Here is a 22,951-nt window from a genome sequence, read left to right on the forward strand (position 1 = left end):
AGGAAGGTTAATGGGTCATGGCGTAGGTGATGATGTTGATCCCCAGGGGATAAGCGAAGCGTTCGGAATATTGCTTGAAGTAGGTTGGATCGACCCCTTCTTCTTCCCAGCCGTCTCCCAGGTCGGTGTTATGACAAATGACGACCATCATCCGTCCTTTGTCGTCGAAGATGCCTTTGTAGTGCGGCTCGTCGGCGTCCCAGCGTTCGGTTTCGCTGCCACGCATCCAGGTACCGATACTGACGATCATCGGCTTCTCAGCCAGGTCGTATACCAGGTGGAAGATATCGTGCTCCAGCGGAAGCTCTTCCGGTTCGCGATCAGGAAAGACGCGTTTGATGTTGTGATAGAAGGTTTGCCACTCTTCCTCGCCCCAAAAATCGTCGACCATCAAAAAGCCGCCGTTATGCAGGTAGTTACGCAGTCCGACAACTTCCCCTTCGGTGAGATTCATCTGCCCCGGTTCGACGATGTAGAGGAATGGGTAGTCAGAGAGGTTATCGTCGGTCAATTCGACGATGACACTCTCGGGGTGAACCTCCATCGAGGTCAACTCACGCAGGCGATGTGGCAGGTTCAAGTCACTTTCAGGGAAGTCGGTCGCCCATTTGTCGCGCCAGCCGTACGAGGTGTATTTCACGCGAGCAAAGCGGAACGCATCGTGCTCGAACTTCTCGTCGATCTCCCAATCGTTCTTAGCGCCACTTGTTGGGGAAGAGTTGCCCCGAAAACGTCCCCGCGATCGAAAGCCGTCCTGAAACTGTGCCCAGACCACGCCGCCCAAGAGCGTGATCGTGAGGAAAAGGCAAAGCATGCGGACCGGTTTCGATTTCATCATCTCTCGGTGTCATCCTTGGCGGGCGAGGGCTGGTCTGGCTCGGGGGCACGCTTCTCGGTGAGGGTCAGAAGCAGTTGCAGTGCGTCTCGATAACGGGGGGCTTCTTCTAATGCCAACAGGACGTGACGCAGTGCTTTCTCGTCTTGCTCGGTTTCGTGCAGTCGCAGGGCGAGGCGAAAATGGATGTCGGCGGGATCGTAGGGATCTAAGCTGGAAAGCGTCGATAGTCCCTCGATCGCGACCGGTCCATCATCCAGTTGCTCTCCGGCTTTGGCCAACAAGAGATAGGGCTCCTGAATAAGTGGATTGACGGCCCGAATTCGCCGAGCATTCACGACAACCGCATCCCAGCGGCCTGCGTCGGCGTGCACTTCGGCCAATCTCTGATACACTTCGATCGCGTCGGCGCGCAGCTCCGCCAGTTGTTCTAACACCGCCAGTTCTTGTTGGGTTTCGCCCAATTCTTTCAAAATCTGAGCCTTCATCGCCAACGGACTCCCGTCCCCGGCATAGTCGGGGGCTAATTCCAGGAGCTTGTCGATGGGCTTGAGGGCTTCGGTGTACTTCTTCTCGCGGATCAGTGCTGCCGCATACTGCTGTAGCCCGGGGAAGCTATTGGGGTGATCTTCCAGCCAAGCCTGAAGTTCGTCGACACGGGGCGCAGGCAGGTCTTCACTGCTGAAATCGGCATCCGGTGCGAAGGCCATGGCGCGATCATGAATAAACTTCTGGAAGCCAGCATCAACGACATCCAAGGGAGCCGCATGCCGGGCAATCGCGTCGTTGATCTGTAGCCCTTTGCCGAGTTCGTCGAGGATCGACCTAAGGGCTTCGATGCCAAACTGGTCGACGAGAAACTCGACCACGAGGGCCGACTCGTAATAGGCAAACATCAGATGCTGTGAACTGGGGGGACTAAGGAACGCGCCACTGAGCTTGCTGACCGGCGTGAGATCGTCTCCCAGAATCATTTCCCGGTAAGCAGGCGAGATCGATTGGCCCCAGGATGGGTCACGCAGGGTCTCTTCATAGACCGAGATTCCCTCGCTGAGCCACCGGGGCATCTTGTTGTGGGTTTTGTTCAGCGTGACAACGTGACAGAACTCGTGCCACAGCACGGCTTCCCAGTTCGATGGGTTTTCGCCTTGCGACGCTGGCGAATTCATGGTGATCACATTGCCGAAGCAAACCCCCAGGAAGCCTGCTCCGCCGGGAAGGCCGAACGTGCGGATGGCGAAGTCTTGCTGCTTGGGGAAGATTTCGATCGCGATTGGTTCGTTCAACTCGATATCGTACTTCTCGCACAAAACATTCTTGGCTTCGCGTAATAGTTCCAGAACCCGGTCACCATAGATGGCGGCTTCCTGGGCATCCATGCGAACGATGAAGCCGTCGCTTTCAAGCGTGCGAAACTTGGCCATGTGCTCTTGCAGCGTCGACAGGTTGTGAGCGACGACATTGTAGTTGTCGGCCTCGAACACCTCTTCGGCCAGCTTCCAGCCTTGCTCTTCTTTGCCCAGCCGCAGCAGATCGTTGGAGAGTTCCATCTTGGCGGGTAAGTAGTCGCTATCGAACTGGAGGGCCTGACGCTGGGCGGCGGCGGCTTCGGCGAAGCGATACTTGCGGGCCAGGTGCTTGCCGATTAGGTAGTCGACTTCGGGGTTGTCTTTCCAGTGAGCCAATGCCTTCTCGCGACACTCTTTTTCGCGATCGTTGTCGCTGGCCAGGTGGGCCAGGACGGCGCGGATAGCCCAGGCATTGGGTTCATGCGGATTGATCTCCAGCACCTTCCCCAGCAGCTTTTCGGTTTCGTCGTAGCGCTCGGCCGATAGATGACTTTCGGCAACCATCAGCAGACCAGGGATAAGGTTGGGATTGATCTTGAGAGCCTCTTGGAGGTACGCCTCGGCCTTTTCGGAATCGCTCGGTTCAAATGAGCGAGCCAGGCCGTACAAGACCCGTGGGTTTGTTTCGTCGACTTTCAAGGCAACCTGAAAATCTTCGGCGGCGAGCGCGTAGTCGTTCTTAGATAGGGCCAGTTCGGCGGCGGCGATATAACCGTTGGGAAGGCCAGGGGCACGCTGCTGAATTGGCTTGTAAAGATCGATGCGGATACGCTTGGGATCGGCACCGATCTCGAGGAAGAACTTACCGATCACGATCGAAGTTTCCAAGTCGCGATAGATACCGCTGGTACGTTCCAATTGTCCACCAAGCTGGGCGAGCACTTCTTTGGCCTCTTTCGATTGCCCATTGAATCGGAGGACGTCACGCTCTAGCCACAGCAGCCGCAAGTTTGTTGGGGCGATCTTCTTGGCGTCGTCGATCGTCTTGGCGGCATCGGCATATCGGCCAAGTGTTAGTTCACTTTCGGTCTTCAGAACATACCAGTCGATGAACGTGCGACCCCCTGCGATCTCGGTGGCGGCGACTTCAATGCACTTGGCATATTCGCCGGTGCGAAACATGTCCTTCGCTTCCGACAGGGTCTCGGCCTGGGCACTGGATAGTGCGAATAGAAATCCCAGCGTAGCGAGGAGACTCGCCAGCGAGTACGTACGCATCGAAAGACGCATCAGCCAACTGCATGGGACATTACGCAAAGCCGGATACTCCGAACCAAGATGACGAACCGCTGACGCTATTTTAGGGTTCTGGCTTCTTAGTCAACAAGAATTCGTCCTTATTGCGGACGAGCCCTTCCACTAAGGGGGGATGTACCGTCAGGGCAGAACGGCGTTATGCAACAAGTTGTAAAGACAGGCAAAGGGGCGAGACTAGTCACCCCAGTTGCCAATGTCGCATGGTTTCTGAAAGAAAATAGTAAGCGGCGCGATCGCGTGCTTAGCGGGTCGGGTCGATGATGACCTTCATCGCGCCTGGCTCGCCCGAGTAGAGCCGAGCAAACCAATCGACTCCTTCTTCCAGGGAAGCGGTGGCCGTGATCATGTCGTCGACACGAATGAGCCCGCGAGACATCAGGTCGATGCACGCAGGGTATTCGCCACTTGATGCACACGATCCGTAAACAGACAGCTCGCGCGTTACCACGGCTTGCAGCGGAAACTCGACGTTCGGGGCCAGGTTGCCTACCAACACAATCGAGCCACCCTTCTTAGCGCAACCGATGGCTGTTTTGATGGTAGGCGTTGCCCCGACGACTTCCAGGACGACATCCGCACCGCGGCCGCCGGTCAGTTCGCGAACCTTCTGTTCGACGTTCCCTTCGCTGGCGACGATACCGACGTCGGCACCTAGCTTCTTGGCGACTTCCAGACGATTGGCGTCCAAGTCGACGGCGATTACCTGCGAGCATCCGGCCAGGCGAATGGCCTGGATGACGAGCAGGCCGATCATGCCGCTACCGACAACCACTGCCGTATCGCCCAGCGTAACTGGGGCCCGGCCGGCGGCGTGAACCGCAACGGATACGGCCTCGATCATGGCCGCGTGATTGAACGGAATGGAAGCCGGCAAATGGTAGCAAATGTGCTGAGGGACGGCGACGTATTCGGCAAACGCACCGTGGCGGCGGTATTCGTCGCACGAAACGCCCAGCACCATGCGGTTGTCGCACAGGTTGATCTCGCCGCGGCGGCAGTAGAAACAATGACCGCAAGAGACGGTCGAATCGAACGTGACGCGGTCTCCTTCTTTGAATCCGGTCACCGACTTGCCGACCTTGGCTACAACGCCTGCCGCTTCGTGTCCCATCACTAGCGGAGGCTGACGACGCCCGGTGCTGCCATCGTAGCCGTGGATATCGCTGCCGCAGATACCGCAGGCTTTGACAGTGACCAACAGGTCATTGTCGCCGATCTCAGGCTCGTCGAACTCGACAACGTCCAGCTTTTTGTATTCCGAGAGTAGGAGAGCCTTCATCGCTAAACCTTCGTCGTTAGGGAGTGATCCCCAGTCATGACCCTGGCGAAATTCCGTTCGGGGGACGATCGCGGAGGGAGGGGGTGTGATTTGGGTGCCAGGTACACCTGCGGCAGTGCGATGTACCTACTTCATCAATTATTCTATTCGCAACGTTGTAGTTGGCGACATGGGGGAGGGCAATGAGAAGTAACGTCGACGATCTGAGGTATATTGTGCAACCAACAGACCTGGGCCGGGCTTAGGAATCGGCCCGGCGAGCAGCTACAATTGGGCTGTCGGTTCTATTGGACTCATCGAATGCCGCACGCGGGGAGTTGCTTCTCATGAATTACGCATGGTTGCCTAAAATCGCATTGGTTTTTGCCGTCACTTGTATGGGCGGGGCACAAAGAGATTGCCAGGCCGAGAAGCTTCGCGTGATGGAGTCGGACAACACGATCGTGATTCATGACGGCGACCAGGCGATTCTCACTTATAACAAGGTCTCTCCGCCGGTTCCCAAGGGGATGAAAGGGGTTTACGAGCGGAGCGGCTGTCTGCATCCGGTTTGCTCGCCCAGTGGCCTATCGGTCACCGCGATGTTTGCCAAAGACCATCCGCATCAGCAAGGGATTTTTGCAGCCTGGGTCAAAACAACGTACGAAGGGGAGACGATCGACTTCTGGAACCTGGGTGGCGGCACCGGTCGTGTGCTACACGAGAAGGTCGTTTCGACGTTTCAGGAAGACGGCCGGGCAGGGTTCGAGGTCGACCTTATCCATCGTAAAGAAACCGAGCCGAAGGTCGACGTCCTGCGCGAGCGCTGGAAATTGACTACCTACCCAACCGATGGCAGTTTCCGCTGCTTCGATCTGGAATCGACCCAGTCGGCAATCACGCCGCACCCGCTGCTGATCAACGAGTATCATTACGGAGGCTTCGCTGTTCGGGGGCCTGCTCGCTGGGTGATCAATGGAAAGCCTGAAGATACGTCAGAACACGAGCCAAGTGGATTCCTCAACAGCGAAGGGTCGAATCGAGTCGAAGGGAACCACCAACACGCGACGTGGGTTAGTTTGTGGGGAGAGATCGAGGGCAAGCCGGTCAGCATTACCGTGCTGAGCGATCCGCACAACTTCCGAGCCCCTCAGGCCGCGCGCATCCATCCCACGAAGCCTTACTTCTGTTTCGCGCCATGCGTCGACGGCGAGTTCGTGATCGACGGCGACCATCCGTATCAGGCACGGTACCGCTACTTGGTTACCGACACGATGCCGGATCCGAAATGGATCGGCGAGCAGTGGGAAAAGTGGTCGGCCGAATCGACGAAAGAGGGACGTTAAACCCGATAAGCTCCCCTTCGGATAGCGATCTGGCAGGTTTTCAGCTCGTTAAAAGCGAGCCGTTGCGGGGAGCATGTCAGGCAGAGGCAAGCTGTAAGGCTATATAGTAAAACATGTTACAGTGTTTGCTGAGCCGGCGGAAACCATGTTCATCGAGAGCAATTGCCCGAAACAACGAACTGGTTTATCTTTGTTGTGCAACGATTTCTAAACCTCTCTTTGACTCAACAAGTAGACTACGCGAATGGGAAGAAGCTTCGAAAACCGGAAGCATTCGATTGCTAAGACGGCCGCCCAAAAGTCCAAGCTTTACTCCAAGTACGGCAAGATGCTGTACGTTGCGGCGAAGAATGGGGTCCCTGATCCTGAGTCAAACCCTTCGCTCAAGAGCTTAATGGAAAAGGCAAAGCGAGAGCAGGTGCCTGCCCACGTGATCGATAAGGCCTTGGAAAAGGCCAAAGGGGCAGGGGGCGAGGATTACTCGGAAGCTCGGTACGAAGGTTTCGGCCCTGGTGGCTGCAGCGTGATTGTTGACTGCCTGACCGACAACCCCAATCGCACGATCACCGACGTTCGTAACTGCTTCAACAAGTGTAATGCCAAGTTAGGGAATTCTGGATCGGTCTCACACTTGTTCGATCATCTGGCCGTTTTCTCGTTCAAAGGTGGCGAGCAAGACCAGGTTCTCGAAGCGATGCTCGAGGCAGACGTCGATGTCGATGATGTCGAGGAAGAAGATGGCCAATTGACGGTCTTCACCGCGGCCACCGATTTCTTCAAAGCCAAGCAGGCCCTGCTGGATGCCATTCCCGATATCGAACTGGAAGTTCAGGAAATCACGTTTATTGCCCAGGCCAGTACCGAACTAACCGGCGACGATGCCAAGGCATTCGAGAAGTTCCTGGACATGCTCGATGACTGTGAAGACGTCCAGAATGTCTACCACAGCGCTCAGATTCCTGATTAGACCTTCAGGCGTATCTCAATCAACGGACCTGAGAATCGCTTTTCGAGTGCGATTCTCAGCAGTGTGCTCCCTATCTTTGCGCGTACAACCGACATATCTAGCGCAACCGCTAAAGACGGCAAGGTCGACATTGCCGGTTTAAGGGGAAGGTTGCTAACTAGCAACCCATCAAACTTATCTTGTTGCGCCTTTCTGGTATCGCGGCGTTTGCTGCCAGCTGCTGAGCGAACTACTGTTTCATCGGCAGCCGAAGATCGGACTCCGATTGTCGATCTTTGCTGACCCCCTCCTCGCATGGCCGACCAGCGCTAAGTGCTGGCGAAGCCTGTTCTTTGTCGCATTCCTACGAAGTCGAACGTTGCTTACACCAAGTTCCAACATCGGTCTGCTTGAATCGTGTGTCGATCAGCGAAAGCGGTTGCATGACGGATTACAGGATAGCACTCGGCATATTTACTGCCTGAAGAGTATCGAAGACCTGAAGCAATCCAAAATGGTTTTCGATGCGCTGGTGATTGATTTGGATTTCGACAGTGGCCGCGGCGAAGCGTTAATTTCGGAACTATGCCAGGGGACGGAACTTACATCGATCCTGATCTCGGCACGAGAATCGCAACTGCATCAGGCGTTACACTGCCTGGAACTGGGGGCGATGTCGGTTTTAGAGAAGCCATTTGATCTGCAACGGTCGAAAGTGGTCGTCGATCAGGCGATACTGGGGACGCGGTTGCGTCGTAAGACTCGTCGCGAACGGCAGGTACTTGGCGAGCGCATTGCCTTGTTGACGGACCGCCAACGCGAGGTTTTCCGCCTAATGGTATCAGGCAAGCACGTAAAAGAAATTGCCCTGGAAATGGGAATCGGCATCAAGACCGTACATACGTTTCGGACACAACTTTTCGACAAGCTCGATATCGACTCGCCCCTGCAACTCATTCGCGATGTCGCCATGGTATTCGGACGACGAGGTCTCGCGATGTTAAGTACCTCTGTAGACGATCAGACTATCGCACTGCTAGTTCAGCAAGTTAGACAGCCGAAGTTCGTTGACATTCCGGCTTAGCTAAAAGAGTGTGGTTGTCCCGCCTAATCGAGTCGTAGGATGGAAAGAGACTCGTCTTAATCGTGGCGCCAGTTACGCCGAAACTGATTGCATTAGGGGATACTACGAAGACGCCGAAAGCTCACGGAAGAGGAAACGGCCCAATGCTAGCAATTCTGCGCTTCAGCACGAAGGCAATCTATGGCCTGCTTGTGGTAAGCGCGCTAGTCATCTGCTCAGGCTGCTACGCTCCGCTGGTTAGCGCCGGCGTGCCTGCTAGCACGCTGCCTGAGGAGTTTCGTCTTCCGCTACGCACCGGTGGTACCCCGCTGAATTACACGATGCTGACGGCACCGCCCCCGAAAGATTACCTGTTGGGACCGGAAGACGTGCTAGAAGTGACGGTTCCCGAATTGTTTCCCAATGGCGAGTACCGCCCACTGTTGGTGCAGGTCATGGGATCGGGGCACATTCAGCTTCCGCTCGTGGGATCGGTGCCCGTCGGCGGTATGAATCTCGCCGAGGCTCAATCAGAAATTACACGAGCCTACGCCGCAGGCTTCTTTAATTCTCCGACAGTAAGTATTTCTCTTGCCCAGAAGGCAACGTTCAGCGTGGTTGTTTTGGGCAAGGTCGCGAATCCCGGGGTCACCGAGCTTCCACGCTACGAAAATGATGTCGCTCACGCGGTTGCACTGGCTGGTGGTCTCACCGAAGACGCAGCTGAAGCGATCGAGATTCATCGGCGAGCACACGGCGTAACACCGGAGGTGGTAAAGATCGATCTGCGGGGAATGGACAACCTCAACTTCGGTCCGCACGACGTCATCTTGCATGAAGGGGATGTCGTGGTGATTCCCAACCGCCGAAACGAAGTGTTCTACGTCGTCGGTAAATTGAATCCTACGAATGTCGTGCGATTTTCAGCCGGGGAACGTGAACGGGAACTCGGTGGCGGTTTCATCCTGCCGCGAGATCGCGAGGTCGACGTTGTCACGGCCGTGGCCATGGCAGGCTATATCGATCCGATCGAGTCTCCCACGACGGTCACCGTGCATCGACAGATTCCAGGCCAATCGCCCATGCTAATTCGGGTCGACCTGATCAAGGCCCGCAAGTGCCGGGAAGAGAATATCAATGTTTGCCCAGGCGATATCATCTATCTGAACCCGGATGCAAACTGGTACTTCCGCCGCACGTTCGATCGCCTGATCGACGACGTGCTCCTGTTCCCCTATCGAAGTGTGTGGGGATTTTAGACTCCCTGACAGTCGCGTGATCCACTGCTGAGCCATTCGTGGTGGATTACGCTACGCAGCTAAGCTGGCTGCCTGGCGGGTTTCAGGTCTCGGGCATACGACAGAAACTGCATTCGCAGGACGTTAGTCGACGTGCGTCCGCCAACGTTGATACGGTCGAGACGCATCGGATCGCAGTTGTCTAGATTGTTCACGCCTCGTTTGGTGGTGAAGGCAGCCGTATAGCCGACGTCTTTCAACATTGCAGCGACTTCGTCACTGACGCCGCCAGCTGGGTAGCAGAAGGAGCGAATCTCTGTACCAAGGCGGCTTTGCAGTTCGTCTCGCGAACGAACGGCCTCTTCGCGGGCCTCTTCTAGATCGACTTGATTCATGAGAGGGTGCGTGTGCGTATGGGCACCCATGGTGACGCCTTCGGCAGATAACTCACGCAACCGCTGCCAGGTGAGGACCTCGTTTGGCCGGGCATCCTCTTGCAGGTTTTCGCACAGGGTATCGATCCATGGCATGGCATCGCGGTGCGGCAACTCTTTCACCTTGGCGGCAATCAGGCGGGCTGCGTCCGCTTTGTGTTTTCGATCACTCAGCAGCAGCGGTTGCCCATCGAGGGTGATCTGCGTTTGGGGAGTCGACTGAATCGCCCAATGAACGCGATCCCACCAGAACTTACGTTCTGGGTGATCGGGAAAGGAGGTTGGAACGAACAGAACGACCGGCAGATCACGTGACTTGAGGTGTTTCCATGCCGCTTCGAAGTTTTGATACGCATCGTCGAAGGTGATCAACACTGATTTCGCCGGAAGTCGGCGGCGTCCTTCGAGGGCGTCCAGCACGTCATCCAGAGAGACGATCTGGGCACATGCCTGAAGTTGATCGAGCTGCGTGGCGAATTGGTCAGGGGTTACGCTGTGCACGCCTGGGTACAGGTGCGGGTTGTCGCTGGGAAGATCGACGCGGTGATAGGTGATCACGCGCAGAATATTGTCGCAGCTATCTCGTGACTCAAGCGTTTTGAGAAGGCTGCTGCCAGCCCAGGAGTTCACCAAGGAAAGCGCGCATTGTGAGAACACGGTCTTGATCATCACTAGTGCCGGATAGTGTTCTTTTCAGGGTGCGGGACTTCGCGAAACCACATCCACTTGCCCCAATAGGCCTCGGGGGGATGTGACAGAACAGGGTCGGTTTTGGAGTCAGCCACCTCGTAAACGTTATCACCTCGGCGGTAGGTCACAGCAATACTATCGGCCTCGCTGGCCTGACGCTGAAACTCAAACCAGGTCAAACGAATGTCTTCTTTAGCCGCATGCTGAAACGGAGGATACGTCGAATCGATAATGCTGACCAGATCATCTTGCCAATGGAAGACCTTCATTGCTTCAGGCATCAACAGGTGGTTCCACTGGTTCCCTTCCGTCTGAAGGTTGCTGTACATCGTGAACGAACTCTCGGTCTTCAGGCCGATGTACGGGCACAACGCATTGAGGATCACTACCAGCGGCACAATCGCCAGGCTGATACTGGCCAGCTTAAGGGATGCAGGCCGGGGCTGATCGACAGGATCGAACAACGTGCGGCCATACATCTTCCAGACGAAGAATGCCACGCCGCCGTAATACAACGCGAAGAGCAACTGGCTCACACGAATCACGGCCATACGAACCTGATCAGGCGGAAGCCAGGCATATGATCGGGCACAAGCGACTAAAAACCATGCCAGACAGAGCGTGATTGGCATCGCTGGGTTGCGAAAAACTCGTTCGATCGCGATACAGGACTTGTCTAGCCAGCGCGTGTCGTCACGCAGCTTAGCAAACCGTGCAGGTACGTCTTCAGGCAGGAACAGGAACAGAAACGCGACTGCGAAGCCAGAGAACGGAATAAAGCCAGATACGCCCATGGCAAAGTGGAACGAGAATGCCAGAGCAATACCGATCCAGCGGGTCTTTCTGATCGACAGGAGGAACGGCAACGAACACTCCAAGGCAGCCGTTCCCCAGATAACAAGATAAAACGCCCAGGTCTCTTGCGGCAGAAGCCCACCCAGCTTGTGCGATAGTTCGCCATAGAGCGAAACGGCAGCACTTAGCTCTGGCTTAAAGAAGTCGGAATTCAGCTTTGCCAGCGCGGCAAATGTATACATACATAATACAGACCAACGGATGACGGGCGCGAGAACCTGTAGCAGATCGCCCCCTGTCAATCGAGAGGTCCGATGCTGAAGGTAAAGGATAGCCGCCGTCAGCAGGATGGCGACGTCCATGACACCGACGAAAATCCAGTGATTAACCACATAGGGAAGGTCGATCATCACGCTGGCCAAGTGGGCAGCGATCATCACCAGAAACGCCACCAACGACTTAGGTCGCGAGACCACAACGAGCGCCGCGAGAGAGGGCAGTATCTGGTGAGATAGTGGATTCCAGTCAGACAGGATCGACTGATGAAACAGAATGCCGCATGCCATCAGGAAGGCAAAGATCGCAAACTGTCCGGCATAGTCAACCGGTTGTTCCGCCTGGTGTTCTTCACTCATGAAACCGCTCTCCACCCAAAAGTTATTTGCGTTTCAAAACCCGACAAAGACGATGCCAGGTATCCATCCACGTAGGCAGCGGGTCACTCCATTGGAAGATCTGAAGGGTTACATTTATTTTGCTGATACTTTGAATCCAATCCCAGAAACTCAATTCGCCACGGCTTCGCAGTTGCATAAATGCACGCAGGTCGTCAACGGGATTCCATAGATAGACTTTGTCTGGATAGTCGCCGAACTGGGGAGTATCTCCCTCGACGACACGCTGATAGAGAAACAACGCCAGGTTATACCCACAGCGATCCAGCAGCGTATTTGCCGCTGTGATGCGTGCGTTGCATTCAATCAGTTTGAGGACACCATCTCGCGGGTCGAGCTTGAACTCGACGTTTGCAAGCCCACGAAGTCCGGCTTCTGCAAAGAGCTTGGTGGCTGGTTCGACCAGTTCAGGAATGTGATCGGTGACATGTCGGCAAGCGACCCCCATCTCCGGCGGAAACCGCCGGATGATGCGTTTAGTGAACTGGAAGAGGTGTTTGCCGTCTTCATCGATGTAGGTGTAGTAACTGCAGAGTTGACTGTCAGGTCCGGGGATCTTTTCGACGAGCATGACCTCATGATCTTCGCCAAGCTTGTCCCAGGCTTCGTTCAATTGTTCAAACGATTCGGCAACCAGGAATTTCACGCCGAAAGTAGCCACAAACCGATGAGAGTAAAGTGGTTTTACCAACAGTGGAAATACGAGTTGATCTTGCAGGCTAAGCACAGATGCTTTCGAGTCGACCAGCCAGAACTTTGGAGTCGGAACACCGACGCGAGCCGCTGCCTGGTAAGTTTGAAGCTTGTTGAGCATCAAGGCCTGGGCATCGGGGACGAAGAGATCAAGCCGAAACTTTCGTTTGAGCTGGGCGTAGTGCTCTATCAGCAGTTCCAACGCATCGTCACTCGCCGGAATCAGGACCGCACCTTGCAGGTCATTCGATACTGAACCCAGCAGGAAGTCGCGCCATGTTGATTTCCCCTGCGGCTTACCATCGAAGCTTAGCCATTGAGCGAATCGAGAATATCGAACCGGCGAATTCTCGTAATTGAGGGCCATTACCTGAATGCCAGAGCGGCCCAGGCAGCGGGCAATGGATAACGCATTCGCTCCCCCGCCAATGACAATCGCCGGTGGCTTCGCGGAAATTGAATATGTGGCTTCCGATGGCATCAAAGTCTTACTTACGGTGGGAGGGATCGCGGACATCAGGATGCGACCTCCCACTTTTCATGGACCACTTTTCTCGGCAGGGAAACCGCCGGACGCAGAGCCGCCTCAAGAATCGCTGGGGCCACACGACACTTCATCTCGTCGGGATCGAAGTGATGGTACAGCCCCGGAGTCGTATTCACTTCCAGGACAACGCCGCCTGACTCTGATAGGGGGACACTCGCGTCGGGTGTGATGATATCGACCCCTGCCAACTGGATGCCCAGCGAAACAACGCATTCGCGACACGTGGCAATGATCTCGGAGCACATCTGTTCGACGAGCACGTTCTCACATGCGCGGTTCTCGTTGATGACGGTCTTGAGCACTACGTCTTGGTCTCGCTGTGGAACGGAGCTTAATGTCATGCCAACTGCCGACAAAGTAAGCCGCATGTCGTTATCGATCGAAAGCATGGTTTGGGCACGACGCCACCCTTGCTTTCGACGGAACTCGTTTTCGGCCGCGACCAACTGCCGAACTGAACTTTTGCCATCACCCACCACGGCAGGAGGATCACGACGCACGATCTCGATCAGTTCGCCATTCAGGAATAGCAGGCGATAGTTGGCACCAGGGATTTGCTTTTCGATGAGTAGTACCGCGTCGAATGCAGCCGCGTTCGCGACGGAATGACGGAGATCTGCGCGGGTACGAACACCAGTTGTTATGCCTGATCCGGCTCCCGTGTTTCGGGCTGGCTTTACCACATGCGGGCTGCCGTCGAGCATCGCATGGGCAGACTCGATCGTCTCAAGCTTAAAAGTTTTCCACGGAGAGACCGGTGCGATACCCTCTAATTTGCTCAATACGAGTGGCTTATTGCCTGCCAGACGCAGCGTTACTGGGTCGTCGAGGGTTGTATAGTTCTTCCAGGCTCTAGTCGTCCGTCCTTTACGAGCAAACTCGATGAGTCCGCCATCGAGATGCTCGCTGGAGGCTCCGATTTGCGCAGCAGCTTGCTGCCAGGCATGCGTATAGAACTCGTCGCGCTGCCGCTGCATCGCCTTAGCTGCTGTGCTTCTAGCTTTCAGCTTCGTGGCCGCGAAGTTCCAAAGACTTCGCGCACGAAGATCTAAATGATTCCACATCACGAAACCTATGCGTGCTCTTCGGTTTCGATCGGATTGACGAGGGACGCTCCATTTTTCAAGTCAGAAGAGAGAGGGGCGAGATCGGGAGTCTCGATTTCGCAGTTCTGCTCGGCAAGTAGATCGTCGACCCAGGCATTCGAAAACTCACCGCGTTGAACGGCTTCGATGTACTCGCGCGAACCGGCCTCGTGTACTTTCAAACGGCGAATCAACTCTGCGACAATATCTTGTGGAGCGGCAACGATACCAGCGGCATCGGCTACGATGACGTCCCCAGGGTTCACGACGATACCCCCGAGTGCGATCGGGTAGTTGATCTCACCAGGACCTCGATGCAGTGGGCCAATCGCCGTCTCGCCTCGAGCAAACACCGGGAAGTCGAGCTCGCGAATCTGGGGGAGATCGCGAATGAGACCATCGACGATAAAGCCTTGGATACCGCGATGACGGGCCTTGGTACAGATAATATCCCCCAAAACCGCGTTCATGTGGGAACCGCCAGCGTCAATCGCAACGACATCACCTGGCTTGGCGATATCAAGCACTTTGTGAACCATCAGGTTATCGCCGGGAAAGACTTTCACGGTACAAACCGGGCCACAAAGAAAATGGTCAGGACTCGTCAGCGAGCGAATCTCGGAGTCTACCGCGTAAAGACGGTTGAGCATGTCCGAAATGTCTGGCGTTTCGAAACGCCCTAGTTGCCGATAGACAATTTCTTCAAGTCGGACGAAGTCGGTGCGAATTCGAAAACCCGGGCCGGGGTTAAGAGCGGCGGATCTTAGACGCTTGTTCATGGTTGCTGGTCTTCTGCGGTTGCTGACGTCTCTAGGACGCTGGCTAAGCGAATCTACAAAGTGTTACCCTGTAGATGACGATAGGAATGATGACTGGTGAGCCAAAGCTCTGAGATTCTCATGCACAGTAGCTGCGTTGAGTTGAACACTCGACTTCTCTAGTTCCGTATGCGAGTAGCTTTCAAGCAGACGACTCCCTCCGGCCACGACCTGGCTTTCAACACCCCAGTCGGCCAGGCAGGCTATCACTTCTTGTAACTCGTGAGCACGTCGTCCAGCGTGTAACGGGTAGGTTGGCAGAACCGAATCCATCGCGGACAAAACATCGGGGTAATATCGTCCGAGCCCCTGAAGGAAGCGATCGAGAATGCCAGCTCGATCAGCACCCACTCCCAGTTCCATGACGAGCGTCGCGATTCCTTTGGATAGCCCCCCCATCAACATCTTCAGTAGCGATGCCGAGCCGACTTCGTCTCCCAGGTATTCTGTCTCGATAGGGCTAAGCAGCGGTTCAACTCGCGATACCTGCTGGCCACTCAAATAAATTGCTCCTCGCTGACGAAGTTGGCCGGCCAGTCCTCGAATGGCCATGTCGGCCATCGGCATGCCAGCGGAGTTCACCAGATGCTGAATGGTTTGTGTTGTCTTGGGAGCGATGGAGTTTGCATCAATGTAGAGGGTGCCTGCTTGGGGAGTCATGCCCACGACTTCCATTGCCAGGTCGGCAGCGTATTGCGGTGGTGTTGTCGAGATAAGTATCGACGACTGGCCAACGACATCTTGCAAGGTCGGCAGCGTCTCGATCTTTGCTTCTGCGACAAGTTGCTTTGTACGATCACTACGGCTGTGTACTGAAGTAACGACCCGGCAGCCATTCTGGCGAAATATGCCCGCCAAAGCGGAACCCATTTCTCCGGGAGCCAGAATTCCGATCGTTTCTATAGGTGAGTTTGCCACGATGATCGCTGAAGCGGTTGTTGGTTAGGGAGAAGCGGATTTCCGTGAGTTATCCATTCTGATTCGTTAATATGTGAATGGGATCAGAATAATTCTGACACCCCTCGACTCGCCGGAACCGATGGCGACTTTTGTGCGTAAAGGGTAGCGGTGGCACTTGCCATTGCGAACAGCAGCCAGAAGTACCGGATGTACGAGTAATGCAAGAACATGCCTGACATGAGATAGATCAAAAGGGTGAAGACAAAGGCCGTGGCGATTAACGCCGCCGTTGGATTGGATTCCAGAAGCCTTCGTCGAATGCGATGTAGGCGAACCATGACGACGCCAATGGCTGCCAGAAAGCAGCTGAGACCAAGAAGGCCGCTGTCGGCCCCGATGCCCAGGTAGAGATTGTGGGCCTCCCAGTTTCCTTGCAGTACGCTGTAGCCACTCTTCTTGCCGTACTCGCGGGCATAGTAGGGGAACATTCCCTGGCCGACCCCCAGAATGGGATTCTCGGCAATGACGTTTGCGGCAGCCATCATGATCGTGGCCCGACTACGTAGCGAACCGTCTGCTTCCTCGGCAGATTGTGTCGACGACAAAAGTGAACTGGCGGCCAACAGAGAAGTTATACGCTCGCGGTAGGCTGGCATCACCGCTACGAACAAGACGGCGGCAATTCCCATGGCGACGAGAACCCTGGGGCGTAAATATCCCAGGAATACGGCAACCACGATCGTCCCCGCGAGCCCAACCACCGAACCACGCGAAAACGTCACGGCCCAGCCAATGACAGTCAAGCCGGTCGCGGCCCAGGCTGCATATTTAAGCCAATGCTTTCGCTCGGTTAGTGCCAGGCACACGCCAATTGGAAGAAGCATCAACATGTTCTGGGCATAGCGATTTTTTTCGCCGACAGGGCCTGCGGAACGTGCGCGCACGATCGAGACACCACGTTCATTGACTTCGCTAAAACCGAGTTGATCTGCTTGCGCCAGGCCACCGTAGTTGCTTTGGTAGTTATTGGTGAAGTACTGATGCCCAGTCACGGCCCCCATAAAGGCACCCGTTGCCAAGAGAGCCCAAAGCGATCCTCGCAGGATTACTGGCGTGCGAATCGCGTTGATCACGAGAAAGAAGAGTCCTAGTCCTTCAAAGATCGATCGAACAAGATCCGTGAACGATTCATCTGGGGCCCGCGAGAACATCACCCCAAACGACTGAACCACGACCATGCCAACCACGAGCATCCCTTCCCAGGGGAAGATGACCCCTTCTTCCTTGATCCATAAAAAGTAACCCAGGGGAAGCAGTAGCATCGCAGGGGTCATGGCTACGACAGCATACGGAAGACCATGAAATTGCGCCGCGACAACCGGTAGGTTCGAATAGATTAGAAAGACACAGGCAAATGTCGCTAAATGCGGTTTCAGATAACCAGCGACCAAAACGACCGGCAAAACAACAATACCCAGCCAAACCGGACTGGCACCAGAAAGCACGTGGAACGCCGCCAAGATCCACAGGCAAGTAATGGCGAACCAACTGCCCCAGAGATAGGCGATGTGCTGAGCTTCAGACTTGTTCGAGCTTGCTTCCATGGGTGGATGGCTAGGCCGTTCTTCTCTCGAATTCCAGCGGCAACTGTCGTGGAGCACTGGATGGATCGAACGTTTGGTTGTAGTGCTTCAGCTTTTCCGATGCGAACACCAGGCAGAATCCACTCGCCAAGCCGGCAAGTACACAAATGCCAAATAACGGCTTTGGTTGAGGCCACAGCAATTCATCGGTAAGGATCGGACCATCCAAGACACTCACCAGCACACTCGAACGGCCTTCGGTAACGGCTTGATCCGCAACACGAAGTTCGTTGAGCTGCAAGACGATGGTATCGTGCGCCGACTTGACCAACTCGATCTCGTCCAGCTTTTGCTGCTGCTTGACCAGGAACTCGTCGATCTTCTTCGCCTCCGCGAACTCAGTTTGATACAGCGAAGACAACTGGGTCTCGCGGCGTTTGAGGGCCGAAGTCTCTTGGCGGACGAGTTCCGGGGCGGAGTCTGCAATGTCATTCAGGCGGTGTTCAATCGTGTTGATGCGTTCCGCTACACCCAGTACGTTAGGGTGCTTGTCACCATAGTTCTTGCGGAGTTCCGAGTACTCGACCTCGGCGGCCAGCAAGGTATCCAAGTCGGTTTGCAGATGCGCCCCGGCCAACAGGCCATCGGCGTTCAAACGAGACAGTAGCTCGACGATCTTTCGTTGATTGTCGAACTGATTTGGGATGGCAGGCTTGGCAACCAGGTGAATGTTCTTCTTGGCTGGGTCCGGCTTGAGGGCCAGAAGCGTCTCAAGCTGGTTTTCCAAAGCAATGCGTTGAGTCTGCGTGCGGACAAGTTCTTCGCCCACTCGCATCAGCTTGTTTCGTTGCACCGAAGCAGCGTCGGCGTCGTTCCCCAGGAGTGGACTTTGACTACGAACCTCTTGGTATTCCACCTGAAGATCAGCGATCTCATGCCGGAGCTTTTCGGCGCGCTTATCCAATAAGACAATCGTTTCCTGATGGCCCGATTGTTCTCGCTCGGAAAGATAGTCACGGTACGAGTCGATGATCTTGGAAAGGCCATCGATAGCCCATTCGGGGTTTTCATCGGTGTACGTGACGCTGAGTACGTTCGTACCTGCAAGAGGACGAACTTCCAGGCGTTCCAACACCTTGTCGATCGGAGACTTATCGGGCGAATTTACCTTGGCACTAGGGATCTCAGGAACGGCACGACCAATGACCGAAGGGCTACTCAGGATCTCGGCGTGAGTCGGCAGAAAGCTTTGATCGAGCGCACTCCCTTCATGGGGCGTAAGTGGTCGCCCTCGTTCTTGAATCAAAATACGTGCCGTAACCACGTACGTAGGTGTCACCAAGAAGTAGTGCACCGCACCAAGGCCCAGGCACACCGGTATCGTGATGGCGAAGTAATACCATTTACGTAGGAACGTAGAGATACGGATTTGGTCGGAACCGGTCTTGGTGTCTTCTGATTGGGATCGAATCATCGGACCTGATTTCAAGAAAAATGACGATCAAGCAGCTGCGCGGAGTAAGAAAGAACACGCACGGCATAAACAAATAATTATGATTTGTTCTTGTTCTAGAATGCTTGCCATCGAGCCATTTGTGAATAGTCTGGATTACATAATAAGCACAAATATTCGAACAAAGCGCACACTCACATGACACTTATTGGCATTGCGTTATGGATCACATTGGCTGTCGTAGTCTACGCATATTTGGGGTTCCCGCTCCTGCTCATGATGAGGGGAATGCTGGCCCGTCCAATCCGTAAGTCAGCAGCCACGCCAAGCATGACCCTGGTGATCATTGCGCACAACGAACAGGACGTAATTGCGGACAAACTGCAAAACGCGATTACGCAGCAATATCCGCGTGAGAAGCTAGAACTCCTTGTAGGATCAGACGGTTCCGACGATCGCACGAACGAAATCGTCGCCGAGTTTCAAGACCGCGGAGTGCGTCTTGTCGCATGCCAGCGACAAGGCAAGATCGGCACGCTGAATGAAACCGTTGCGCAAGCACAAGGCGATATTCTTGTGTTTTCAGACGCCAACAGCATGTACGATCCCCATTCGCTACAAGCGATCGCCGCTTGCTTCTCTGACCCTACTGTTGGTGGTGTTGCCGGCGACCAGGTCTATACCAAAGATAAGGGCAATGCTGGTAGCCTCGGAGAGCGGCTGTTTTGGAATTTCGACCGATTCCTCAAGCGAATGCAGTCACGCTCCGGTAGTGTGACTTCTTCCACCGGGGCCATCCATGCCGTTCGTCGCGAATTGTTCGAGCCCGTTCCTTCTGGCGTCTGCGATGACTTCCTGATTTCAACACGCGTCGTCGCGAAAGGGTATCGCCTGGTGTTCGAGCCAGAGGCGATTGCCTATGAAGAAGTTGCCGCTTCGGATAAGGCCGAATTCCGCCGTAAATCGCGGATCATTGCCCGTGGTATTCGGGGGCTCTGGGTAATGAAAGCCCTGTTAAATCCCTTTGTCTATGGGTTTTACTCCTTCCAATTGGCTTCGCATAAGTTGCTTCGCTGGAGTGTTATCTTTCTGCTGCCGGTAATCCTTGTGTTGAACGTCGCTTGCGTCGGTCAGGGGCTCATTTATCAAGTACTTCTCGGCCTGCAGTTAGTATTTTACTCGCTGGCCCTGGTCGGAATTCTGCTTCGCAATACGCCCATCTTCCGCAATAAAATCGCGAAGATTATGGCTGTGCCCTACTTCTTCTGTATGGCGAATTTCTCGGCATTGAGTGGCTGGTATCAGTTCTTCGTTGGACGTCGCGTCGACATCTGGAACTCGAACCGAATCACTTAACCAGCTAGCGGTACATCCAGGTGTCGAACCAACGCTTGGAGCTTCTGAGAAGGCCCCGGAATGGCAACTGCTTGACGCCATCGCGGGCCATGCCGTAAAAGCTATTGCAGTAATTCGCGAAGGTACTTGAGGTGATGGCTCCCTGGCAAACGTTCGTAGCTCCATTCGAAAGGCGTTGCTTGAAACGTTCGTCCCCTTTGCCGAGGTCGAAACGTGTGATTCCACGTGCGTCTGCCTCTTCCAGCATATTCAACATCAGGCATACCCCCGGTGAATAGCTGGAAAAGTCAACGTTATAGGCTGGGAACCAAAGGTGCATTACGGTGTTGGATATCAGTCCGAAGTGTGCCGCAATCAGTTTGTCTCCAGCGTACATGGCCGAGAGACAGCCGCGGAATTGATCGGTCTGGACGGTACGCAGGTTCTCGAGAACTTTGCGAGCCCAGTCCATCTGTAGGACATCGAATGTATTTGTATTGCGACGCTGGGCAGACTTCCACTCAAGCAATTGTTCAAAGACCTGGTCGTCTTCTGACTGAAAAGCAAATCGGACGCTGCCCACGTCTCGCGCTAGCTTGCGTTCCTTCCGCTTGGTTTCGCGAATGATCGATGAGTGGGCTTGGGCGCGGTTGTCTTGGTATGCCTTCCAGCCGTCGGAGAAGTCGATATACGGCGAGGCTGACACACGAGAACAGGAGTGCATCAAGTCGGTTTGCGTGTCGGGCAGATGATCGTATGCCCAGCTATAGAGTCCGCACTCCTTTAAGATCGATTGGATCGACAGGGTGTCTGGGATGGTACCGATGATTCCTTGGAAGTCGTTAAGCTTGCCACCCACCGGCAGCCCGAGGCCTGCAGAACCACGTTGGTACGGAAAGAACGCAACGGGAGTATCGTCTTCTTCAATGACAGCGACGTACACGTCGTCTCGTACACTGCCGACCGCCTGCGTGTATTCAGGGAAATAGAAAGGTGATTGGAGCGAGCTGTCCGTGGCAAGAATATCCTTCCAAGCAGCTATTTGCTCGAAAGTCAGTTGACCAGGTGTCAGTACGATGGGCTGCACGTGGGAGGTCATTCTCGGCTGGACAATGAGGGATGCTGCACCCATCTAATAGAAACCTTGTAAATGTGTGCATACAATAGATCTCTATGCAAAGGAGGCTAATAAGCGCCTTCGCGTAGAAGTACAGTCTTTATTGTCCTCGCTAGTATATATAAGTCTAGCCACGGAGACCAATTTCGCACATAGAACGCGTCGAGTGTTATGCGTTCTTGGTAGGTTGTATTGTTTCTGCCGGATACCTGCCAAAGACCTGTTATTCCGGGTGTCACTTTGAGATAGAGCGGAAATACGTCGCAGTACTTCTCAATTTCGGAGTCGACGATAGGGCGTGGCCCCACCAGGCTCATGTCTCCGCGGAGCACATTCCACAGTTGGGGAAGCTCATCCAGACTGAATTTGCGGATAATATTCCCTATCCCTGGGATGATTCGGGGGTCATCCTTCAGCTTATGGTCACGCTCCCACTCTACGCGGAGCTCGGGATGATCGTTTAGGTACTTCTCTAACGCCTCGTTCGCATTGGGTACCATGCTGCGAAATTTCCAGGCGGTAAATGTACGGCCTGACCGACCAATCCGCTTATGGCCAAAGAAGATCGGTCCCGCCGAGTTCAGTCGAACGAGCGCGGCAATCAACAGGAAAATGGGAAGCAATACGGGCGAAAACAACAGGATGAGGCCGATATCGAGGATTCGCTTTGAAAGAAGTCTCCAGTGCGAGAGAAGCTTGGCTCGGGCATGCAGTCCCATGATGCCGCCAATGTCGCGTGCCTCGGTCCAAAGTGTAGGCCATTGGAAGTTCGCCGGGACGATTATGACGTCTTTGGACTGTGTCGACCAAAAGTCGATATCGCTGCAGTAAGAGGTTGGATCGGCATTCTCGACGGCCATCACCACGATGCTGGCGTGGCTTTGGGCGACGGTATCACGTGCGAGCTGCTCTTTTTCCGGAGTTGTCGAAGCAGTACTGAATTCCTCGGAAGTGAGAAGCTTGACCGGGCGCATGGCCAGTTCAGCATTCTTTTGGATGTGTTTTAAGACTCGCTGGGCATGTTCGCGATGCCCCACCACAACAACCGACCATCCCCACCAAGGCTGAGTGCTGAGCAGGGTTCGACTTACCAGACGAACACCGGGATGAATCAAATTGAGCAGGACCAGGGTCAGGCAGACCAAGGAAAGTTCGTAGGGTGTACTCGATTCGCTGAACAGAAGATTCGCCAAGAGTAGTAGCAGCAGCGCCGTATTGTCGAGCAAAGTGATCCGCCGCAATTCTTGGCTCGGGTGCAGTCCGCAAATGCGATACGCGCCACCGATGGTATAGGTGACCGCCGCAATCGCCAGAAGGGGCAGGAGTTGCCGGGTTAACGCGTAGTGGACGTCGGTAAATACAAGTGCTAAAAGAACTTGCGCAAACGCCATGGTGATGACGATGCTCACCCCATCGGCGAGCATCATGGGCACGACGGTCAGCAATGTCTGCAGGAATTCTGACCTGCTTCGACGGGATGCGCGAAGCTCGAAATCCTGGTCTTGGGGGGTGACAACGATCGACACGATCTATCT

General features: G+C 54.8%; 18 protein-coding genes. 5 read left to right on the plus strand and 13 right to left on the minus strand.

The window, feature by feature from the left end; all coding sequences use genetic code 11:
* Positions 1 to 7: 7 nt before the first annotated feature.
* The 3 genes from C5Y96_RS22935 to C5Y96_RS22945 form a co-directional block, all read right to left on the minus strand.
* Positions 8 to 838 carry a DUF4159 domain-containing protein gene (locus tag C5Y96_RS22935; RefSeq protein ID WP_105358313.1) on the minus strand — a complete coding sequence of 277 codons (831 nt, stop codon included), beginning with the start codon at positions 836 to 838 and terminating at the stop codon, positions 8 to 10.
* On the minus strand, positions 835 to 3,414 hold the full coding sequence (locus C5Y96_RS22940) for a tetratricopeptide repeat protein (protein WP_233199061.1): 2,580 nt from the start codon (positions 3,412 to 3,414) through the stop codon (positions 835 to 837). Before C5Y96_RS22940 ends, C5Y96_RS22935 begins: the two co-directional genes overlap by 4 nt.
* Positions 3,415 to 3,682: 268 nt before the next feature.
* Complete coding sequence (locus C5Y96_RS22945) at positions 3,683 to 4,720, minus strand: zinc-dependent alcohol dehydrogenase (protein WP_105358315.1); 1,038 nt, start codon at positions 4,718 to 4,720, stop codon at positions 3,683 to 3,685.
* Positions 4,721 to 5,046: 326 nt separating this feature from the next.
* Between C5Y96_RS22945 and C5Y96_RS22950 the strand changes: the two genes are divergently transcribed.
* The 4 genes from C5Y96_RS22950 to C5Y96_RS22970 all read left to right on the plus strand — a co-directional run bounded on the left by C5Y96_RS22950 (position 5,047) and on the right by C5Y96_RS22970 (position 9,313).
* A complete protein-coding gene (locus C5Y96_RS22950; protein WP_105358317.1) occupies positions 5,047 to 6,045 on the plus strand; it encodes a DUF6807 family protein in 999 nt (332 codons plus the stop codon).
* Between the two features lie 244 nt (positions 6,046 to 6,289).
* Positions 6,290 to 7,012, plus strand: coding sequence for a YebC/PmpR family DNA-binding transcriptional regulator (locus C5Y96_RS22955; RefSeq protein WP_105358319.1), 723 nt, complete (start codon positions 6,290 to 6,292; stop codon positions 7,010 to 7,012).
* A 358-nt stretch (positions 7,013 to 7,370) separates the two neighbouring features.
* Entirely contained in the window at positions 7,371 to 8,075 is a 705-nt protein-coding gene (locus C5Y96_RS22965) for a LuxR C-terminal-related transcriptional regulator (RefSeq protein ID WP_105358323.1), read from the plus strand.
* A gap of 143 nt (positions 8,076 to 8,218) precedes the next feature.
* Positions 8,219 to 9,313, plus strand: coding sequence for a polysaccharide biosynthesis/export family protein (locus tag C5Y96_RS22970; RefSeq protein ID WP_105358326.1), 1,095 nt, complete (start codon positions 8,219 to 8,221; stop codon positions 9,311 to 9,313).
* Positions 9,314 to 9,372: 59 nt separating this feature from the next.
* On the opposite strand, the gene C5Y96_RS22975 is transcribed toward C5Y96_RS22970, so the two are convergent.
* The 8 genes from C5Y96_RS22975 to C5Y96_RS23010 form a co-directional block, all read right to left on the minus strand.
* Entirely contained in the window at positions 9,373 to 10,356 is a 984-nt protein-coding gene (locus C5Y96_RS22975) for a polysaccharide deacetylase family protein (protein ID WP_158261376.1), read from the minus strand.
* Positions 10,357 to 10,397: 41 nt separating this feature from the next.
* The gene (locus C5Y96_RS22980) at positions 10,398 to 11,846 is read right to left on the minus strand and encodes an HTTM domain-containing protein (protein WP_105358331.1); all 1,449 of its coding nucleotides are present in this window, start codon (positions 11,844 to 11,846) and stop codon (positions 10,398 to 10,400) included.
* A 22-nt stretch (positions 11,847 to 11,868) separates the two neighbouring features.
* A complete protein-coding gene (locus tag C5Y96_RS22985) occupies positions 11,869 to 13,095 on the minus strand; it encodes a hypothetical protein (RefSeq protein ID WP_105358333.1) in 1,227 nt (408 codons plus the stop codon).
* Positions 13,095 to 14,189: a hypothetical protein gene (locus tag C5Y96_RS22990; RefSeq protein WP_146115776.1), complete on the minus strand. Its 1,095-nt coding sequence runs from the start codon at positions 14,187 to 14,189 to the stop codon at positions 13,095 to 13,097. The genes C5Y96_RS22985 and C5Y96_RS22990 overlap by 1 nt, the downstream gene beginning before the upstream one ends.
* Positions 14,190 to 14,197: 8 nt before the next feature.
* The gene (locus C5Y96_RS22995; RefSeq protein WP_105358337.1) at positions 14,198 to 14,989 is read right to left on the minus strand and encodes a methyltransferase; all 792 of its coding nucleotides are present in this window, start codon (positions 14,987 to 14,989) and stop codon (positions 14,198 to 14,200) included.
* Between the two features lie 63 nt (positions 14,990 to 15,052).
* Positions 15,053 to 15,946 carry an NAD(P)-dependent oxidoreductase gene (locus C5Y96_RS23000; RefSeq protein WP_146115777.1) on the minus strand — a complete coding sequence of 298 codons (894 nt, stop codon included), beginning with the start codon at positions 15,944 to 15,946 and terminating at the stop codon, positions 15,053 to 15,055.
* 83 nt (positions 15,947 to 16,029) lie between these two features.
* On the minus strand, positions 16,030 to 17,532 hold the full coding sequence (locus tag C5Y96_RS23005; protein ID WP_105358341.1) for an O-antigen ligase family protein: 1,503 nt from the start codon (positions 17,530 to 17,532) through the stop codon (positions 16,030 to 16,032).
* 10 nt (positions 17,533 to 17,542) lie between these two features.
* Entirely contained in the window at positions 17,543 to 18,985 is a 1,443-nt protein-coding gene (locus tag C5Y96_RS23010) for a GumC family protein (RefSeq protein ID WP_105358342.1), read from the minus strand.
* Positions 18,986 to 19,252: 267 nt separating this feature from the next.
* Here C5Y96_RS23010 and C5Y96_RS23015 point away from each other — a divergent pair, with 267 nt between their 5' ends.
* Positions 19,253 to 20,320, plus strand: coding sequence for a glycosyltransferase family 2 protein (locus C5Y96_RS23015; protein ID WP_158261377.1), 1,068 nt, complete (start codon positions 19,253 to 19,255; stop codon positions 20,318 to 20,320).
* Between the two features lie 4 nt (positions 20,321 to 20,324).
* Here the strand turns inward: C5Y96_RS23015 and C5Y96_RS23020 are convergent, their stop codons facing one another.
* Complete coding sequence (locus tag C5Y96_RS23020; protein WP_105358344.1) at positions 20,325 to 21,431, minus strand: GNAT family N-acetyltransferase; 1,107 nt, start codon at positions 21,429 to 21,431, stop codon at positions 20,325 to 20,327.
* Positions 21,432 to 21,484: 53 nt separating this feature from the next.
* A complete protein-coding gene (gene wbaP / locus C5Y96_RS23025; protein ID WP_105358345.1) occupies positions 21,485 to 22,942 on the minus strand; it encodes an undecaprenyl-phosphate galactose phosphotransferase WbaP in 1,458 nt (485 codons plus the stop codon).
* Positions 22,943 to 22,951 lie beyond the last annotated feature (9 nt).

The sequence above is a fragment of the Blastopirellula marina genome (genome assembly GCF_002967715.1).
GTDB lineage: Bacteria > Planctomycetota > Planctomycetia > Pirellulales > Pirellulaceae > Bremerella > Bremerella marina_B.

Excerpts from the sequence above, each read along its gene's own strand:
- C5Y96_RS22935 (WP_105358313.1), bottom strand. The coding sequence starts at position 838 with ATGATGAAATCGAAACCGGTCCGCATGCTTTGCCTTTTCCTCACGATC.
- C5Y96_RS22940 (WP_233199061.1), bottom strand. The coding sequence starts at position 3,414 with ATGCGTCTTTCGATGCGTACGTACTCGCTGGCGAGTCTCCTCGCTACG.
- C5Y96_RS22945 (WP_105358315.1), bottom strand. The coding sequence starts at position 4,720 with ATGAAGGCTCTCCTACTCTCGGAATACAAAAAGCTGGACGTTGTCGAG.
- C5Y96_RS22950 (WP_105358317.1), top strand. The coding sequence starts at position 5,047 with ATGAATTACGCATGGTTGCCTAAAATCGCATTGGTTTTTGCCGTCACT.
- C5Y96_RS22955 (WP_105358319.1), top strand. The coding sequence starts at position 6,290 with ATGGGAAGAAGCTTCGAAAACCGGAAGCATTCGATTGCTAAGACGGCC.
- C5Y96_RS22970 (WP_105358326.1), top strand. The coding sequence starts at position 8,219 with ATGCTAGCAATTCTGCGCTTCAGCACGAAGGCAATCTATGGCCTGCTT.
- C5Y96_RS22980 (WP_105358331.1), bottom strand. The coding sequence starts at position 11,846 with ATGAGTGAAGAACACCAGGCGGAACAACCGGTTGACTATGCCGGACAG.
- C5Y96_RS22985 (WP_105358333.1), bottom strand. The coding sequence starts at position 13,095 with ATGTCCGCGATCCCTCCCACCGTAAGTAAGACTTTGATGCCATCGGAA.
- C5Y96_RS22990 (WP_146115776.1), bottom strand. The coding sequence starts at position 14,189 with ATGTGGAATCATTTAGATCTTCGTGCGCGAAGTCTTTGGAACTTCGCG.
- C5Y96_RS22995 (WP_105358337.1), bottom strand. The coding sequence starts at position 14,989 with ATGAACAAGCGTCTAAGATCCGCCGCTCTTAACCCCGGCCCGGGTTTT.
- C5Y96_RS23005 (WP_105358341.1), bottom strand. The coding sequence starts at position 17,532 with ATGGAAGCAAGCTCGAACAAGTCTGAAGCTCAGCACATCGCCTATCTC.
- C5Y96_RS23010 (WP_105358342.1), bottom strand. The coding sequence starts at position 18,985 with ATGATTCGATCCCAATCAGAAGACACCAAGACCGGTTCCGACCAAATC.
- C5Y96_RS23015 (WP_158261377.1), top strand. The coding sequence starts at position 19,253 with ATGCTGGCCCGTCCAATCCGTAAGTCAGCAGCCACGCCAAGCATGACC.
- C5Y96_RS23020 (WP_105358344.1), bottom strand. The coding sequence starts at position 21,431 with ATGGGTGCAGCATCCCTCATTGTCCAGCCGAGAATGACCTCCCACGTG.